Raw genomic sequence first — 17,710 nt, 5'->3', positions numbered from 1 at the left:
GCGTAGAGTGATTCAAATCAGCGGATCCCAGCGTTGCGACCAGTCGCCTTCGGCCTTCACCACCTCGCGCAGCAGTTCCAAGGCCTGCTGCAACACCGCTGAATCTCGCGCCCGTGAATACACCAGGTAGGTCGGAAAGCTGAATTCCGGCGCCTTGGCCACGCGCTGCATGACGCCGCTGTCCAGGTAGCTCTGCACCACCCGCGTGCGGAAGTAGCCAGCCCCGCCATTCTCCAGGATGTACTGCAACGCCAGCGGCCCCAGGTTGAAACTCAGTGCGGCACGCGCACGGTCGGGCAGGGCGGCGTCGTGTTGCTGGCGAAAACCCTGGCCCCAGTCGATATACACGTAAGGCGAGGGTTTGCTCGCCAGTTGCACCAGAATCAGTTTTTCTTCCAGCACCTGCTCCACCTGCAAGCCGGGCCAGTATTGCGGCTGGAACACCAAGGCGGCATCTAGCACACCCAGCTCCAGTTGGCGCAGCAGGTATTCGCCTTCACGCACTTCGGTGCGCAAGGCGTGCCCCGGTATCTGCTCGCGCAGCGCCTTGGCCCAGCCGAGCATCAACGGGTTGCACAGGCTGACCTCCCCGCCGATATGCAGTACATTGCGATAGCCGTCCGGCAATGGCAGGTCACGGCGGGCGGCTTCCCAGGTTTGCAGCAAGTGGTTGGCGTACACCACGAAGGCCTCGCCGTCGGCGGTCAGCCGCGCACCGGCACGGTTGCGCACGAACAGCGTGCAGCCGAGCTGGTTCTCGAGGTTTTTGACACGAGCGGTGATGGCGGTCTGGGTGACGTGCAGTTTCTCGGCCGCCGCGGCCAGGCTGCCGCAGCGGGTGATTTCGAGGAAGGTGCGTGCCAGTTCGATGTCCATGAAGCCCCCGGGGATGAATAGGGGCATTGTAGAGCGATGCAGGATTGGAATGCGATCCATGTGGGGCTGGCTTGCCTGCGAAATCGGCGGTTCAGTTAGCCCAACGGCCTCTGACACACCGCTATCGCAGCATAGGTATCTACATAACTTTGGTACGACGCTGTATCTGTGGCGAGGGAGCTTGCTCCCGTGGCGGCCTGACAGCGACGCTTGTCCACCTGACGCGCCGCAGTCCTATGTGGGAGCTGGCTTGCCTGCGAAGGCAGCCTGGCAGTCAACACAGTTGGATGGTGTACATATCCATTGCTGCGGTAACGGCCACTTAGGGTTCCGCCCTGACGGCGGCTCACTTTCGAAAAGCGCGAAAGTAAGCAAAGCGCTCTTGCCCCACCACTCGGCACCTCGCTTAGGCTCGGTGTGCCCGTAATCCGCCAGTGATTTGGGGGGCCGCCGCCACGCGCCATCCATGGCGCGGGGCGGCTAAACCGGCATCCCTGCCGGTTTACCCCCCAAATCCCTGTCGAATTCCGGCCAGCGTGGTTTAACGGGGCGCCTGAGATCAAGATCAAAAGCAGATCAAGAGCAAGATCAAGATCAAAAGCAGATCAAGAGCAAGATCAAGAGCGGCTCGCTTCGCATCGTGGTTACCGTTGGCTGCTACAACCTACAAAATTGTGTAGAAGCTGCGACGGCGGTGTGTCAGAGGCCAATGTGCTGACTGAAACAGCGCTATCGCAGGCAAGCCAGCTCCCACAGTTGTAGGTATTTCAGGTCGGGATTTTCGGTGTGTGCAAGTGCGCTGTGGGGAATGCCTGTGCATACGCGTGACACACCCTAAGTACCTGCTCATCGGCAAACCGCGCGCCCACCACATGCAAGCCCACCGTCAAGCCATTTGCCGCCAACCCGCAGGGCACTGACGCCGCCGGTTGCTGGGTAAGGTTGAACGGGTAGGTGAACGGCGTCCATTCCATCCACTCAGTCATTCCCGAATCCGGCGGTATGTTGTGCCCGGCTTCGAACGCGGTGATCGGCATCATCGGTGACACCAACACATCGTAATGCTCATGGAAGGCTGCCATCCGTGCAACCAGCGCCGCTCGCGCTTCGAGGGCTGCGTTGAAATCATCCAGGCTCAAGCGCTCGCCCCGTTGCGCAATGCGTAGCAGCCCAGGGTCCAGCAGTTGCTTTTGCGCCTCGCTCATCGTGCCGGTCAGGCGAGCGGCACCGGCGGCCCAAAAGGTGCTGAAGACGTCCAACGGGTCGCTGAAACCGGGGTCGATCTGTTCGACATGGGCGCCCAGTTGCACCAGGCCCTGCACAGCCTGATCCACTACCTGGGCGACTTGCGGGTCGACTTTCACATAGCCGAACGTGGGGCTATAGGCGACACGCAACCCTTTCAAGTCCGTCCCTGGAACGAGCCAGGGCGTGGTTCGCGGCGCGCCGATCAAGCCGTCCCGTGCATCCGGTCGCGCCACGGCTTGCAGCATCAGCGCACTGTCTTCCACGGTGCGCGTCATCGGCCCCAGGTGCGACAGGATCGTCATGGAGCTGGCCGGCCATTGCGGCACATAGCCGAACGTCGGCTTGATCCCGAAGGTGCCGGTAAACGCACAGGGAATACGGATCGAGCCGCCGGCGTCGCTGCCCTGGTGCAGCACGCCGAGGTTCAATGCCGCCGCCGCAGCGGCGCCCCCGGACGAGCCACCGGCGGTGGTGCGCGTGTCCCACGGGTTGCGGGTGATGCCGTACAGCGGGTTGTCGGTGACGCCTTTCCAGCCGAACTCCGGGGTGGTGGTCTTGCCCAGCAGCACCGCACCGGCCTTGCGCATGAAGGCCGGGAAGGGCGCGTCCACGTCCCACGGGCCCTCGGCACTGGAGGTGCGTGAGCCTTTGCGCGTGGGCATGCCGACTGTCAGCGTGAGGTCCTTGATCGACGCTGGTACGCCATCCAGCGCGCCGCAAGGTTCGCCCTTGAACCAGCGTTGTTCCGACGCCCGCGCAGCCTCCAGGGCGCCTTGCGGGTCGACATGGCAGTAAGCATTCACCACCGGGTTGTAGCGCTCGATGCGCAGCAACGCGTCTTCGGTGATCTCCACGGGCGACAAGGTCTTGTCGCGAAAATGCTGCAGCAGTTGCACCGCCGTCAATTGGCCGATCTCACTCATGCTTGAACTCCCTGCGCCGCGTTGACCATGGCACGCAGCAACACCGCGCAGCCTGCGGCCAGATCATCCGGCGCGGCGTTTTCGATTTCGTTATGGCTGATGCCGCCTTCGCACGGCACAAAGATCATCCCGGCCGGGCCCAGTTCAGCGACGAAAATCGCGTCATGCCCGGCGCCGCTGACAATGTCCATATGGCTCAAGCCCAATGCCTGGGCAGCCTCGCGCACGGCATTGACGCAGGTCGGGTGGAAGTCCAGCGGCGGGAAGTCGGCAGTCGGCGTCAGTTCAAACGTCAAGCCGTGGCGGGCGGCCGAGTCTTCGATCACTGCGCGCACTTCATCGACCATGGCTTGCAGCTTGTCGGCGTGCAGGTGGCGCAGGTCAATGGTCATGTGCACCTGGCCGGGGATCACGTTGCGCGAGCCAGGATGCAGGCTCAGGCAACCGACGGTGCCACAGGCGTGAGGCTGGTGCTGATGGGCGATACGGTTGACCGCGCTGACCACCTCGGCAGCGCCCACCAGGGCATCCTTGCGCAGGTGCATGGGCGTAGGGCCCGCATGCGCCTCTACGCCGGTGAGGGTCAGGTCGAACCACTTCTGGCCCAGACAGCCCATCACCACGCCCAGGGTAATCGCCTGGTCCTCCAACACCGGGCCTTGCTCGATATGCGCTTCGAAATAAGCGCCCACCGGATGGCCCAGCACCGCACGCGAACCGGCATAGCCGATGCGCTGCAATTCGCTGCCCACCGACAGGCCCTGGTCGTCGCACTTGTCGAGGGTCTCCTGCAAATCGAACTTCCCGGCAAATACCCCGGAGCCCATCATGCACGGCGGGAAGCGCGAGCCTTCTTCGTTGGTCCACACCACCACTTCGATGGGGGCCTGGGTTTCGATCTGCAAGTCATTGAGCGTGCGGATCACTTCCAGCCCGGCCATTACCCCGTAGCAACCGTCGAACTTGCCGCCGGTGGGCTGGGTGTCGATGTGGCTGCCGGTCATGACCGGGGGCAGGGTGGGGTTGCGTCCAGGGCGCCGCGCGAAAATATTGCCGATGGCATCCACACTGACGCTGCACCCGGCGGCCTCGCACCACTGCACGAACAGGTCGCGGGCCTGGCGGTCCAGGTCGGTGAGGGCCAGGCGACACACGCCGCCCTTGGCCGTGGCGCCGAGCCGGGCCAGGTCCATCAGTGACTGCCACAAACGGTCGCGGTTGATCAGCGGGGCATCGCTCTGGAGCGGTTGCGCAAGATTGTTCATCAGGAATCTCCACTCAGGCACTCAAGGCCAGGTAACGGTTTTTGATCGTCGGGTCGGCGCGGAAGTCAGCGGCGCTGCCCTCGTACACCACGCGGCCCTGTTCGAGCACGTAATGGCGGTCGGCGAGCTTGTCGCAGACCATCAGGTTCTGTTCCACCAGCAACACCGGCAAGCCCTCGTCCTTGACCTTGCGCAGGATCTTCACCAGCTCGTCGACGATCACCGGGGCCAGGCCTTCAGTGGGTTCGTCGAGGATCAACAGCTTGGGGTCGTTCAGCAGGGCGCGGGCGATGGCCAGCATCTGCTGTTCGCCGCCGGACAACGCATGGCCGGCGTTTTTGCGCCGCTCCTTGAGGCGCGGGAACATGGCGTACACGTCTTCCATTTGCCAGCGGCTGTGCTTGCGGGCAGCGATGCGCAAGTTTTCCTCCACCGTCAGCAGGCGGAAAATCCCGCGGTTTTCCGGCACCAGCGCCAAGCCCTGGCGCGCAATTTCAAAGATCTTTTGCCCCACCAACGCCTGGCCGTTGAAGTGGATCTGGCCCTGGCGCGGGCAGATGATGCCGAGGATGCTGCGCAGGGTGGTGGTCTTGCCGGCACCGTTACGGCCGAGCAGGGTCACCAGTTCGCCAGGGTTGACGCTCAGCGACACGCCCTCAAGCACATGGCTTTTGTCGTAGTAGGAATGGATATTCTCGACGATCAGCATCAGGCAGCCTCCCCAAGATAGGCAGTACGCACACGTTCATCGGCGCGCACGAACTCCGGCGTGCCTTCCACCAGGATCTGCCCATGGCTCATTACCGTGATGCGCTGGCTGATGGACATGACGATGCTCATGTTGTGTTCGATCAACAGCACCGTATGGTCGCGCCCAAGGTCGCTGATCAGTTGGGTCATGATCGGGATATCGTCGATGCCCATGCCCGAGGTGGGCTCGTCGAGCATCAACAGTTTGGGTTTGGAGCAGATCGACATGCCCACCTCCAGCACCCGTTGCTGGCCGTGGGACAACTCACCGGCCAGGGTGTCGGCGCGTGCCGTGAGTTGCAGGCGTTCCAGCACCTGGTCGGCCATCTCCAGGTGTTCGCGCTGGCTGTCCACTCGACGCCAGAAGTTCAAGGCACGCGAGCCATCGCGGCCTTGGGCGGCCAGGCGCAGGTTTTCGCGCACGCTGAGGTTCTGGAACAGGCTGGTGAGTTGGAACGAGCGCGCCATGCCCAGGCCGACGCGGCCGTGGGCGGGCTTGCGCATCAGGTTCTTGCCGTCGAAATGGATCGCCCCGGCGGTGGCCTGGCGTTCACCCGTCAGGCAGTGGAACAGGCTGGTCTTGCCCGCGCCGTTGGGGCCGATGATGGTGTGGATGGTGCCGGCTTCGACCTTGAGGTTGACGCCATTGACCGCATGGAACGCGCCGTAGGCCAGCTCCAGGTTCTGGGTTTCAAGCAAGATACTCATAGCCCGTCCTCCTTGGCGACGACCGCGGATTTGCGCGTGCCGCGCACCTTCTCGAATAGCGACACGAGGCCGCCCCACAAACCGCCGCGCATGAAGATCACCACCAGGATCAGGATCACCCCCAGCAGCATCAGCCAGCGCGGCCACAGGTCGGAAAGGAAGTCGCCCAGCAGCACGATGGAGCCGGCGCCCAGCAGCGAGCCGAACAGCGAGCCGGTGCCGCCGACGATGGTCATGATCAGGATGTTCTCGGACATTGCCAGGTCGATATTCGACAGCGGCACAAAGTGCAGCAGCATGGCGTACAGCGCCCCGGCAATCCCGGTGACCGCACCGGACAGCACGAACACCAGGATCTTGAAGTGGCGCGTGTCGTAGCCGATGGCCGAGGCGCGGGTTTCGTTCTCGCGGATCGCCATCAGCGTGCTGCCAAACGGCGAAGCGATGACCCGGCGTGCGCCGATGAAGATCAGCAGGAACAGCACCGCGACAAAACCATAGAAGGCACGGGCATCGGCCAGGGACAGCAGCACGGTGTCGCCCACACGAATTTCCGGGCGCGGCACGCTGAGCAGGCCGTTGTCGCCGCCGGTCCAGTCGCTCAGGGTGTAGGCGACGAAGTACGCCATCTGGCTGAACGCCAACGTGAGCATCACGAAGTAAATGCCCGTGCGCCGAATCGCCAGGGCGCCCACCAGCAGCGCCAGGAAACCACCGGCAATCGCCGCGCCGAGCAACGCGGTGAACAGGCCCAGTTGCAGGTGGATCATCAACAGCGCCGCACAATAAGCACCGGCACCAAAGAAGATGCCTTGGCCGAAGGACAGCAGCCCGGTATAGCCCAGCAGCAGGTTGCAGGCGAGGGCGGCCATGGCAAAGATCAGGATCTCGGTGGCCAGGGTCGCCGAGGGCAACACCAACGGCAGGCCGATCAGCACGGCCAACACCCACAGCAACATGGCTCTGGATTGGGTCTTGGCAAACGGCAGCGGGTTTTTATCGCTCATGTCAGGCTCTCCCGAACAGGCCATAAGGGCGTACCAGAATCACCACGGCCATGGCGCCGTAGATCATCAGGCTCGCACCCTGGGGCCAGAGTGTGGTCATCAGGCTTTGCACCACGCCCACCAGCAAACCGCCGACCAGCGCACCGCTGAACGAGCCCATGCCGCCGATCACCACCACCACGAAGGCGATGCCCAGAATCTCCGGGCCGACAAAGGGCTGGGCGCCGCGCAAGGGCGCAAACAACACCCCAGCGACACCGGCCAGGGCGACGCCGAGGGCGAAGGTCATGGAGAACAGGCGGAAAATATTGGTGCCCAGTAGCGACACGGTTTCGGTGCTTTCACTGCCGGCGCGCACTAGAGCACCGAAGCGCGTGCGCTCCAGCAGCAGCCACAGGCCCAGGCCCACCAGCCCGGAAAACACGATAAGGAACAGGCGGTAGTAGGGGTAGACGAAATCACCCACTACCAGCACGCCGCGCAACAGTTCCGGCACGGCGACGCTTTTGCCCACCGGCCCCCAGATCATCACGCTGGCTTCCTGGATGATCAGGGCGATCCCCAGGGTCACCAGAATCTGGAACATGTGTGGCAAGTGGTAGATGCGCTGGATCAGCAAGCGCTCGATCACCCAGGCCAGCGCGGCCACCACCAGCGGCGCGATCAGCAGCGCCAGCCAGAAGTTGCCGGTGAGGCTCACCGCGGTGTAGCAGATGTAGGCGCCGAGCAGGAAGAACGCGCCGTGGGCGAAATTGACGAAGTTGAGCAGGCCGAAAATGATCGTCAGACCTACCGCGATCAGGAAGTAGATCATCCCCAGCCCAAGGCCGTTGAGAATCTGGAACAGGTACAAATTAAGCATGCAGGCACCCTCCGCAGACGGCCGCTTGCACGGCCCTGCGCGACAAAAGTTAAGCGGTCAGCCGAGCGTGCAGCCTGTCGCCTCGACTGCGGGGAACGATTGGCCAGCGCTGAGCACTTTGGCCAGGTCGTCCTTGTCGGCCATGTCGCCGCTGGCCTTGCCGATCAGCAGGTAGTAGTCCTTGATCACCTGGTGGTCGCCGGCGCGGATTAACTCCTTGCCGGTCGGGCCTTCGTAGCTCAAGCCTTGCAGGGCCTTGGCCACGGTCGGGCCGTCGAAGCTGCCGGTGGCAATGATGGTGTCGAGCATGACTTTGGTGCTGATGTAGTCGGCGGCCAGCGGGTAGGTGGGGTTGATGCCGTACTTGGCCTGGGTCAGCTTGACCAGTTCACGGTTGAGCGGGGTGTCGACCTGGTGCCAGTACTGTGCGCCGAGGTACACGCCCTCGAGCACATCGCTGCCCAGTTCCTGGAACTGATCCAGGCCGGCAGACCACACCAGCAGCACCTTCATGCGCTCCTTGATGCCGAAGTTCACGGCCTGGCGCAGGGTGTTGGACGATTGGCTGCCAAAGTTGAGCAGCACCAGCACATCGGGCTTGGTGGAAATGGCGTTGGTCAGGTAACCGGAAAACTCCTGTTCCTGCAGTGAGTGGTAGCTGTTGCCCACGTGTTCCAGGCTATGTTCCTTGAGCACGTTTTTGGCCCCTTCGAGCAAGGCTTCGCCGAACACGTATTGCGGGGTGATGGTGTACCAGCGCTTGGCGTCCGGCAGCAGCTTGATCAGCGGCACCATGGTTTCGCGTATCGCGCCGTAGGTGGGCACCGACCAGCGGAAGGTCGCCTTGTTGCAGTCCTTGCCTGTCACTTCATCGGCGCCCACCGGGGTCATGAACACGCCGCCGACCTTGTCCACTTCCTTGGCCACTGCCAGCGCGGAAGATGACAGCGTGCAGCCCTGGAAGAACCGTGCGCCGTCCTGCGCGATGGCCTCCTGCACCTTGCGCACTGCCTTGCCGGCGTTGCCTTCGGTGTCGATGACCTTGTAGTTCAGTGGGCGGCCGAGCAATTGGGCGTGTTGCTGCACCGCCAGGCGCGAACCCATGTCGGCAAATTTGCCATAGCTGGCAAAGGCGCCAGACATGGACTTGAGGCCGTAAAAGGTAAAGGGCTCGGCGGCGAATGCCGAACGCACGCTCAGCGGAAGGCTGAGGACGGCGGCGGCGGTGAGGCTGGCTTTCAATAACGTACGACGCTGCATGGGGTGACTCCCTGGTTTAGTTATTGGCAGGAGCGGCAAGGGCGATACGGTGGAGCAAGGGCCTGTGGGCAGGCTTGTTATTGGATAACTCGATTTCGCGGGTGAACGGGGTCAACTGTGGGAGCTGGCTTGCCTGCGATGGCATCGACTCGGTCCCCTGTAACACCGAGGCGCCCGCATCGCAGGCAAGCCAGCTCCCACATTGATCGGGTTCCCACATTGGATTGTTGGCGTGTTTAAGGGTGGTCGAACTCCAAGAGGAAATGCGGGCTCACTTGGCCTTCCAGCGCGGTCATATGGTGTTCGGCATCGCACATGTGTTCATGCATCAAGCTGCGCACCGCGCTTTCGTCCCCGGCGCGAAAGGCGATCAGCAGTTGCTTGTGATAGTCGAGGTTGGCCGCGTCGAACTGCTTGCGTTTGGGCTTGTAGGCCTTTTTCAGCACCACCAGGTCGCGCAGCAAGTCATTGAGAAACTGCGCCATGAAACTCAGCAGCGGGTTGGGGCAGGCCCGGGCCAGCAGGTTGTGGAACTCCAGTTCCGCCAGGCGTTGTTCGCGCTGGCCGGCTTCGCTGTCTTCGGGGGCGCTGCAAAAATCCACATTGGCTTGCAGGGCGGTGTAATCGTTTTCGCTCAAACGCCCGAGCACCGACACCGCCAATTCCACTTCGATGACCTTGCGCAGTTGGTAGACCTGCTCGCCGTCCAGGTGCTGGAAGTGCAAGTAATTGCGCAAGGCGCGGCTGGCCGGCTCGGTGCCGGCCTGGTTCAAGTAAGCCCCGCCGCTGGGGCCGGTGCGCGTGCTCACCAAGCCCTCCACTTCCAACGCCTTGAGCGCTTCGCGTGCCGAACCCTTGGAACACTGGAAGCTTTCCATCAGCTCGCGTTCGGTGGGCAGGCGGTCGCCGGGCTTCAAGGCGTCGGTGACGATCGAGCGCTTGACCGACTCGACAATCACATCGGACAGCTTCTGGCGTTTGCGGCGTAGCGGGCGAGTCAACATGGCGGTGATTTATCGTATTAATGCGGATAAATAGCACTTAATAACGATTGGGGAAGTGCGTCAACGCAGGCTGTCGTTTTTGGTGGCAAGAGGTCGTAAATGCGTGGGCTACTTACTCCCAGGCGCTGAGGTCGAGACAGCGCGTGGACGCCGGCGGTTGTCTACCATAAGCGAGAAAATCCCCCAGCCAGCGGTTGACGCAGCCGTCGGCGCCTGCGCGCGCCGACTCCTTGAGCAAGAGTTGCTCTACACCGGTGGCGACTGCTTCGCCAGGCTCGGCATTGATCAGCACCATGCGCCCGACACGCTCGGGAAACAGCGTACCGTAGCGGCTGCCGAGGCGGGTGGCAGCGGCGTTGCCCAGGTAGTTGAGGCGCGCCTCGTCAAGTTGCCCGCGCACGAACTCCATGTCCCGCGCGGCCTGTTCCACGGCATTGCCCTCGCGCAGGTCGCGGGCGCTCAGCTCGATGACGTCATAACGGTCGACCAGGGTGCGATAGGCCTGGGTGGCAAGCGACTCCCAGCGGCTGGCGAGGTGAAGAACGAAAGGCGCGTCCTTGGCCTGGAGGGGTTCGCCGGCCTGGATGAACACGACACCTTCACGGTTGAGCGGTTGCCGTGCGCCTACCCGTGTCACGCTCAAGCTTAGGCGGCCGCGCTGGGGGGCGGCATGGTCGCGGGGGACGTTGACCAGGCCGCATTGGGTGCGGCCAACCACTTGCGGGTTCAAGTGCGCCGTCGTGGTGAGGGGGCAGTCCAGCAGCCAGTCGATTGCGGTGGGGGCGATCAAGGGCTTGGCCAGCGCCAGGTTCGGTATCAACCAGCAGCCAATGCAGGCCAGGCCTTTTACAACAACGCTGGGTTTCATCATGAGGTCCGGGCTTCCGTGTGATAACGGCTTTTTTACCAAGGACCTTGAGGTGGAGAATGTAGGGTGAAGAAACAACTCGTGTATGAAATATGAGTTTCGTTTATCAGATGTTGGTTTTCCAGCCACCGCCTAATGCCTTGTACAGGGCGATGCTGGCTTGTAGGCGCGACAGGCGCAGTAGCACGTTCTGGTCCTGGGCGCCGTACAAAGTGCGCTGGGTTTCCAGCACCGTGAGCAGGTCTTCGGCACCGGCTTCGTAGCGGCTCTGGGCAATCTGAAACGCGGTCTGCGCCTGTTGCAGCTCCTCGCTTTGCCACTGGCGTTGCTGGTCAAGGCGGGTGATGCTGCTGAGGGCTTTTTCCACATCGGCAAAGCCATTGATGATCGCCCCGCGGTAGCTTTGCAGCAGTTCATCCTGGCGTGCCCGAGCCTTGTCGCGCTCGGCGCTCAGCCGGCCATTGTTGAAGATTGGCGCCATCAGGCCCGAGGTCAGGGTGTAGAAGGGGCTGCGCAAGACCTCTTGGGCCTTGTATGCGCCAGAGCCGAGGGTCGCGCCCAATGTCACTGAAGGCAGCATCGCTGCACGGGCCACCGTGACGTCGGCACGGGCCGCTGCCAACTGGGCCTCGGCCTGGGCGAGGTCGGGGCGCCGGCTCAATAACTGGCTCGGTACACCGGGCCCGATACTCGGCCAGGTCAATGCCTGGAAGGGTTCAGCGCCCAGGTCCAGGGCCTGTACGGGTTGACCAAGCAAGGCGGCCAAAGTGATTTGCGACTCTTCGACCGATTGCTGGATCAGCGGCAATTGCCGTTGCTGGCTGGCCACCAGGCTCTTCTGTTGTGCCAGTTCCAGGGCTGTGGCGGAACCGGCGTCGTGGCGGGTCTGTACCAGGTTCAGCACATTGCGCGCATTCGCCAGGTTGAGCTCGGCAATCTGCAGACGCTGGCGTGCGGCCAGGGTTTGCGCGTAGCGGTCGGCGACATTGCTGAGCAGGGTCAGCTCCACGTTGGCCTGATCGAACTCACTGGCGTGCAGGCTCTGCACGGCGCTGTCGCGCGCAGCGGCGCGGCCCCCCCAGAAGTCGATTTCATAGCTGGCGGTGAGGCTGGCGTCATAGCTGTTGACGGTCCGATTGCTTTCGGTGGCGTCCAGGTCCGAGTTGCCGCTGCCGCGCAACAGCCTTTGCCGGCTGGCGGTGAGGTTGAACTTCAGTTCCGGCAGCAGCGGTGCGCCGGCAATCACCGCCGTGGCCTGGGCCTGACGGACCCGCGCCATGGCGGCTGCTACGTCGAAACTGTCACGACGGGCCTGGTCGATCAGGCGGTTCAACGCCGGGCTGCCAAACTGCGACCACCAGCGCTGGTTGATGGCTTGGGTCGTTTCGCGTTCTGCATAGTGCCAGGTGGCGGGCGTGGCGAGGCCGCTGTCGATGGCCGGCGGGTTAGCGCCACAGGCCGTGAGCAACAGGCACACACTGAACGCTGACAGTTGTGGAGTGAGAGATCGTTTATTCACTGGTCAACGCCTTAACCGGATCGAGCCGGGCAGCTTTACGGGCCGGCATGAAGCCGAATACGACGCCGGTGACCAGCGCACAGCCAAACGCGCCGAGCACCGCCACCAGGGAAAACTGCACCGCCACTTCAGCCAGCACCAGCACGCCGCCCACCAGCAATGCCAGGGCAATACCGAACAGGCCGCCGACCACCGAGAGCATCACCGCCTCGGTGAGGAACTGGCGCAGGATGTCGCGCTGGCGTGCCCCGGTGGCCATGCGGATGCCGATTTCACGGGTGCGCTCGCGCACGGTCATCAACATGATATTCATCACGCCGATGCCGCCCACCAGCAGGGAAATCGCCGCAATCGAGCCGAGCATCAGCGACAGGGTGTTCTGGGTGCGGGCTTCGGCCTGAATCATCGCGGCATTGTTGGTCAGCTCGTAGTCGCGCTTGCCGTTGTGCAGCTTCAGCATCAACTGGTCGATGGCGCGTTCGGCTTCATGCACCTTGCGTGCATCGGTGGTGGCAATCGCCACGTATTCGGGGTTGTAGCTGCCGAACAGGCGGACACTGGCGGCGCTGTAGGGAATGGCGACACGGTCGTCACTGTCCTTGTTGCCGGAGCTTGAGCCTTTTTCCGCGAGCACGCCGACCACCTGGAAGGGTACGTTCTCGATCAGGATGTACTGGCCGATAGGGTTGGCCACGTCCTTGAACAATTTTTGGCGGATGCGCGCGCCGATCACGGCGACCGTGGCGGCGGCGCGTTCGTCGGCCTCGGTGAAGTAGCTGCCCTCGACCACCGGCCAGTTGAAGATCTCCGGGAAGTTGGTGTCGTTGCCCCCCACGTAAGCCATGTAGTCGACGTTGCCGAAGCGCACTCCCGCGTCGGTGCCGTTGACCGGCATGATGCGCTTGACCTGAGGCAGCGTCGCCAGGGCCGCGACATCGTTGAGGGACACGATACCCAGCGGCGTACGCGGGTTGGGCGAAGATCCGCTGAGGTAGATGATATTGGAGCCGAATGCGCCCATCTGCGCCATGACCTGGCGCTTGCTGCCTTCGCCCACTGCCAGCATCACCACCACCGACGCGACGCCGATGATGATGCCTAACAGCGTCAGCGCCGTGCGAAAACGGTTGATCCACATCACCCGCCAGGCGGCCTGCACGGCGTCCAGCAATTCGGCTTTCCAGGCACCATTGTGCTCGGCGCCGTCGACCAGGCGTTGGCGCAGGTCCACGGCGTGCAAGGCGCCGGCCGCCACGCTGGGTGTGGCCGCGCGGGTGTCAGCCGAATCGCTGATGATCTGGCCGTCGCGAATCTCGATGATGCGGTTGGCTCGCGCCGCCACTTCACGGTCGTGGGTAATCAGGATGACCACATGGCCCTGGCTCGCCAGTTCGTCGAGCAAGGCCATAACCTCGGCGCCGCTATGGCTGTCGAGGGCGCCGGTGGGTTCGTCGGCGAGGATGATATGGCCGCCGTTCATCAGGGCGCGGGCGATGGACACCCGTTGCTGTTGCCCACCCGACAGCTGGTGCGGCCGATTGCCGGTGCGCTCGGCCAGGCCCAGGCGGGTGAGCAGGGCGCTGGCGCGGGCATGTCGTTCGGCGGCGCTGATGCCGGCATAGATCGCCGGCATCTCGACGTTTTCCTGGGCGGAGCCTGAGGGAATCAAGTGGTAGCCCTGGAACACAAAACCGAAGGCTTCGCGGCGTAGCCAGGCCAGTTCGTCGCTGCCCAGGTGGGCGACGTTTTCCCCGGCGAACAGGTAGTCGCCCTCGGTGGGGCGGTCGAGGCAGCCGAGGATGTTCATCAGCGTCGATTTACCCGAGCCCGACGCGCCGACAATGGCGACGAACTCGCCGGCATGGATCGACAGGTCGATGCCGCGCAACACATCGACCTGCGGGCTGTCGCCGCCGCCGTAGGATTTGCGGATGCCTTTGAGTTCAATCAGGGGCGTGCTCATTTCAGCCCCCATGGCTATCAACCGGGCCGATCAACAGGTGGTCGCCCTCGCTCAACCCCTCGAGCACTTCCACCCGCAGGCGGTCGCTGATGCCCAGGCGCACTTCACGGTCTTCGATGGCTCCGTTTTTGGCGACCACCCGGGCGATTTGCGCTGCGGAGCCGGGCACGCTTTGCAAGGCGGCGACGGGTACGGAGAGGGCGTCCTTGACTTGGCTGGCGACGAAAAAGACCTGGGTGGTCATCTCGGCCATCAGCGCGTTGTCGGCGTTGTCCACGTCCAGCAGCACCGTGTACAGCACCACTCGGCCAGTGCCGCTCTTGCTGGTGCTGCTCGGGCTGCCGCTGCCCTGGGTTTCGTTCAAGGGTTTGGGCGGGATCGGCAGGATCTGGCGCACGGTGCTGGTCCAGCGCCGGCTGCCACCGCTCAGAGTGGTGAAATACGCGCTCATGCCGGGTTTGACATGGCCGATGTCGGCTTCGGAGACTTCCGCCCACACCGTCATGGGCGACAGCTTGGCGATGCGCAGGATCAGCGGCGTTTGCTGTTGCGCGTTGAGGGTCTGGCCGACGCGTGCATCCACGGCCACCACGGTACCGGTCATTGGCGCGTAGATGCGCGTGTAGCCCAACTCGGCTTCATCGCTGCGCAGGCTGGCCTGGGCCTGGCGGATCTGTGCCTGGAACATCTGCACCCGCGCCTGGGTCGCGCTGAGTTCCGCCTTGGCGGTCTGCACGTCTTCCTCGCGGGTGGCGTTGCCGGCACTCAGGCGCTGCTGACGCTGGTACTTCTGATGGGCCAGTTGGTGCTGGGCTTTCTGCTCCTGCAACTGAGCCTGCAGGTTTTCGATGGCATAGCGGCTGGCGTCGAGCTTGGCTTTTTGCGTGGCGGGGTCGATCTCCACCAGCAATTGGCCCTCTTGGACCTGGTCACCGGCCTCGACGTGGATCTTGCGGATCTGCCCGGAGGCTTGGGCGCCGACGTCTACGTAACGTCGCGGTTGCAGGGTGCCCAGGGCGGTGACGCTGTTTTCGATGTCGGCGCGGGTCACGGTGACGGTGGTCAGGGCATCGCGGCCCGGCGTCAGGCCCTGCCAGGTGGCAAACGCAACGATGGGAATCAGGCACGCCACCACAAGCAGGGCGCGTCGGGCAGGTCGAGGGCGTTTCATGGGTAGCTTCCAGCCAGGAAAGTTCGGGGCGCAGTCGCGCAGAGCTGACAGGTAAACGAGGAAAATGCTCCGGAATTTAGGCTGTTACATAAGTAGTTACAGCGCGAATTGCGAAAAAAACCGACCGCTGATGAGAGAGTTCTTTAAAAGTAGATGAGAATTACTATAAATTGCACACACTCAAACTGCCATCATCGGTGATGGCAAAACCGCCAATGATTGCGGGCGCATCCAGGTAAGGGGATGCGCTCTTGGGTTTTTCGCGAGCAAGCTCGCTCCTACAGGGGCCGGGTGTCGTTTGTACCAAGGCCGTGGGGTCAGGAGTCATGTTGGAAAACTACTATCGCGAGCTGGTGTGTTTCCTCAACGCCAAGCTGGGCAACCGTCAGGTGGCCGAAGATGTGGTGCATGACGCTTATGTGCGGGTGCTCGAGCGCGCAAGCGACACCCCGATCGAACAGCCCCGCGCCTTCCTGTACCGCACCGCCTTGAACCTGGTGATCGACGGCCATCGGCGCAACGCCGTGCGCCAAACCGAGCCCCTGGAGGTGCTGGACAGCGAAGAGCGCTTCGCCGCCTGTTCCCCCCACGCCAGCCACGATCAGGGCCAGCGCCTGGAGATGCTCGAGCGCGCCTTGGCCGAGCTGCCGGTGGCCTGTCGCGATAGTTTCCTATTGCGCAAGCTCGAAGGCCTGTCCCATGTGCAAATCGCTGAACGCCTGAACATTTCCCGCAGTCTGGTGGAAAAACACATCGTCAATGCGATGAAGCACTGCCGGGTGCGCATGCGCGAGTGGGAAGCGCACTGATCGGCTGTTAGTTAAATTTTATTTCACTGTCCTCGTTTCCTATCAACACACGGCCTGTTGTTCAGGCCATGAAGGTATTCCCGCCCCACCGCCATGGGGCTTATCCAGAGGACACTGGAATGACACAGGCAATTGCTTCGCCCGCGGTTCATGACCTGATCGGGATCGGTTTCGGCCCTTCGAACCTGGCGCTGGCCATCGCCCTGCAGGAGCGTGAAAAGGCCCAGGGCAAGCTGGACGTGCTGTTTCTCGACAAACAAGCCGACTACCGCTGGCACGGCAATACCCTGGTGACCCAGAGTGAACTGCAGATTTCCTTCCTCAAGGACCTGGTGACCCTGCGCAACCCCACCAGCCCGTACTCCTTCGTCAACTACCTCAAGACCCACGACCGCCTGGTGGACTTCATCAACCTGGGAACCTTTTACCCTTGCCGCATGGAGTACAACGACTACCTGCGCTGGGTGGCGGGGCAGTTCCAGGCCCAGGCCAACTACGGCGAGGAAGTGCTGGCCATCGAGCCGATCCTGCATCAGCAACAGGTCGAGGCGTTGCGCGTGATCTCCCGTGATGCCCAGGGCGAGCAGCATGTGCGCACCACCCGTTCGGTGGTGGTCAGCGCCGGCGGCACACCGCGCATCCCCGAGGCATTCAAGGCGCTCAAGGGCGATAGCCGGGTGTTTCACCATTCCCAGTACCTGGAGCGCATGGCCAGCCAGCCGTGCGTAGACGGCAAGCCGATGCGCATCGCCGTGATCGGCGGCGGCCAGAGCGCGGCAGAAGCTTTTATCGACCTCAATGACAGCTTCCCGTCGGTGCAGGTCGACATGATCCTGCGCGGTTCGGCGCTCAAACCGGCCGACGACAGCCCGTTCGTCAACGAAGTGTTCTCGCCGGCCTTTACTGACCTGGTGTTCCAGAAAGTCGGTGCCGAGCGTGAGCGTTTGGTCGCCGAATACCAGAACACCAACTACTCGGTAGTGGACCTGGACCTGATCGAGCGAATCTACGGGATTTTCTACCGCCAGAAAGTCTCCGGCATCGCCCGCCAGGCGTTCCGCACCCTGACCGTAGTGGAGAAGGCCACCCCAGGCCCGCTGGGTATCGAACTGGCCCTGCGCAATAGCGCCACCGGCGAAAACAGCCTCAACCATTACGACGCGGTAATCCTGGCCACCGGCTACGAGCGCCAGATGCACCGTGAACTGCTGGCGCCGCTGCAAGCCTACATGGGCGACTTCGAAGTGGCACGCGACTACCGCATCGTCACCGACGAGCGCTGCAAGGCTGGCATCTACATCCAGGGCTTCAGCCAGGCCAGCCATGGCTTGAGCGATACCTTGCTGTCGGTGTTGCCGATTCGGGCGGATGAGATTGCGGCGTCGTTGTATGCGCTGGACCATCACCGTGGCAAGGCGCGTTCGGTGCAGGACTTGCTGCTGGCAACCGCCAGCTGACCGATCCCCTTATTGTGGCG

The 17,710-nt window shown here is 63.0% G+C and carries 15 protein-coding genes; 2 read left to right on the top strand and 13 right to left on the bottom strand.

Translation table 11 applies throughout. The features are described from left to right. Positions 1-12: 12 nt before the first annotated feature. The 13 genes from GIV26_RS26180 to GIV26_RS26120 form a co-directional block, all read right to left on the bottom strand. Complete coding sequence (locus GIV26_RS26180; RefSeq protein WP_236282796.1) at positions 13-876, bottom strand: LysR family transcriptional regulator; 864 nt, start codon at positions 874-876, stop codon at positions 13-15. 767 nt (positions 877-1,643) lie between these two features. Beyond that, on the bottom strand, positions 1,644-3,047 hold the full coding sequence (locus GIV26_RS26175; RefSeq protein WP_236282794.1) for an amidase: 1,404 nt from the start codon (positions 3,045-3,047) through the stop codon (positions 1,644-1,646). Further along, the gene (locus GIV26_RS26170; RefSeq protein WP_236282792.1) at positions 3,044-4,312 is read right to left on the bottom strand and encodes a Zn-dependent hydrolase; all 1,269 of its coding nucleotides are present in this window, start codon (positions 4,310-4,312) and stop codon (positions 3,044-3,046) included. Before GIV26_RS26170 ends, GIV26_RS26175 begins: the two co-directional genes overlap by 4 nt. 13 nt (positions 4,313-4,325) lie before the next feature. Continuing rightward, the gene (locus tag GIV26_RS26165; RefSeq protein WP_236282790.1) at positions 4,326-5,021 is read right to left on the bottom strand and encodes an ABC transporter ATP-binding protein; all 696 of its coding nucleotides are present in this window, start codon (positions 5,019-5,021) and stop codon (positions 4,326-4,328) included. Further along, positions 5,021-5,770, bottom strand: a complete 750-nt coding sequence (locus GIV26_RS26160) for an ABC transporter ATP-binding protein (protein WP_014719039.1) — start codon at positions 5,768-5,770, stop codon at positions 5,021-5,023. Before GIV26_RS26160 ends, GIV26_RS26165 begins: the two co-directional genes overlap by 1 nt. After that, positions 5,767-6,777, bottom strand: a complete 1,011-nt coding sequence (locus GIV26_RS26155) for a branched-chain amino acid ABC transporter permease (RefSeq protein WP_236282787.1) — start codon at positions 6,775-6,777, stop codon at positions 5,767-5,769. Before GIV26_RS26155 ends, GIV26_RS26160 begins: the two co-directional genes overlap by 4 nt. Before the next feature lies 1 nt (position 6,778). Next, a complete protein-coding gene (locus GIV26_RS26150; protein ID WP_003192337.1) occupies positions 6,779-7,639 on the bottom strand; it encodes a branched-chain amino acid ABC transporter permease in 861 nt (286 codons plus the stop codon). A 57-nt stretch (positions 7,640-7,696) separates the two neighbouring features. Further along, a complete protein-coding gene (locus GIV26_RS26145) occupies positions 7,697-8,899 on the bottom strand; it encodes an ABC transporter substrate-binding protein (RefSeq protein ID WP_236282785.1) in 1,203 nt (400 codons plus the stop codon). Positions 8,900-9,135: 236 nt separating this feature from the next. Continuing rightward, on the bottom strand, positions 9,136-9,903 hold the full coding sequence (locus tag GIV26_RS26140) for a FadR/GntR family transcriptional regulator (RefSeq protein WP_034127984.1): 768 nt from the start codon (positions 9,901-9,903) through the stop codon (positions 9,136-9,138). Positions 9,904-10,015: 112 nt separating this feature from the next. Further along, positions 10,016-10,771, bottom strand: a complete 756-nt coding sequence (locus GIV26_RS26135; RefSeq protein ID WP_057975027.1) for a hypothetical protein — start codon at positions 10,769-10,771, stop codon at positions 10,016-10,018. A 106-nt stretch (positions 10,772-10,877) separates the two neighbouring features. Further along, the gene (locus GIV26_RS26130; protein ID WP_236282784.1) at positions 10,878-12,290 is read right to left on the bottom strand and encodes an efflux transporter outer membrane subunit; all 1,413 of its coding nucleotides are present in this window, start codon (positions 12,288-12,290) and stop codon (positions 10,878-10,880) included. Continuing rightward, entirely contained in the window at positions 12,283-14,253 is a 1,971-nt protein-coding gene (locus tag GIV26_RS26125; RefSeq protein ID WP_236282783.1) for a MacB family efflux pump subunit, read from the bottom strand. The genes GIV26_RS26130 and GIV26_RS26125 overlap by 8 nt, the downstream gene beginning before the upstream one ends. A 1-nt stretch (position 14,254) precedes the next feature. Then, positions 14,255-15,424, bottom strand: coding sequence for an efflux RND transporter periplasmic adaptor subunit (locus GIV26_RS26120; protein ID WP_236282781.1), 1,170 nt, complete (start codon positions 15,422-15,424; stop codon positions 14,255-14,257). A gap of 326 nt (positions 15,425-15,750) precedes the next feature. On the opposite strand from GIV26_RS26120, the gene GIV26_RS26115 reads away from it, so the two are divergent. Next, entirely contained in the window at positions 15,751-16,233 is a 483-nt protein-coding gene (locus GIV26_RS26115) for a sigma-70 family RNA polymerase sigma factor (RefSeq protein WP_057974968.1), read from the top strand. Between the two features lie 119 nt (positions 16,234-16,352). Then, complete coding sequence (locus GIV26_RS26110; protein ID WP_236282779.1) at positions 16,353-17,690, top strand: lysine N(6)-hydroxylase/L-ornithine N(5)-oxygenase family protein; 1,338 nt, start codon at positions 16,353-16,355, stop codon at positions 17,688-17,690. The last annotated feature ends 20 nt before the right edge of the window (positions 17,691-17,710 follow it).

It is taken from the genome of Pseudomonas sp. PA-1-3F (genome assembly GCF_021609665.1).
Taxonomy (GTDB): domain Bacteria; phylum Pseudomonadota; class Gammaproteobacteria; order Pseudomonadales; family Pseudomonadaceae; genus Aquipseudomonas; species Aquipseudomonas paracarnis.
The sequence above is the reverse complement of the archived record's forward strand: the minus strand, read 5'-3'. Positions and strand labels throughout refer to the sequence as shown.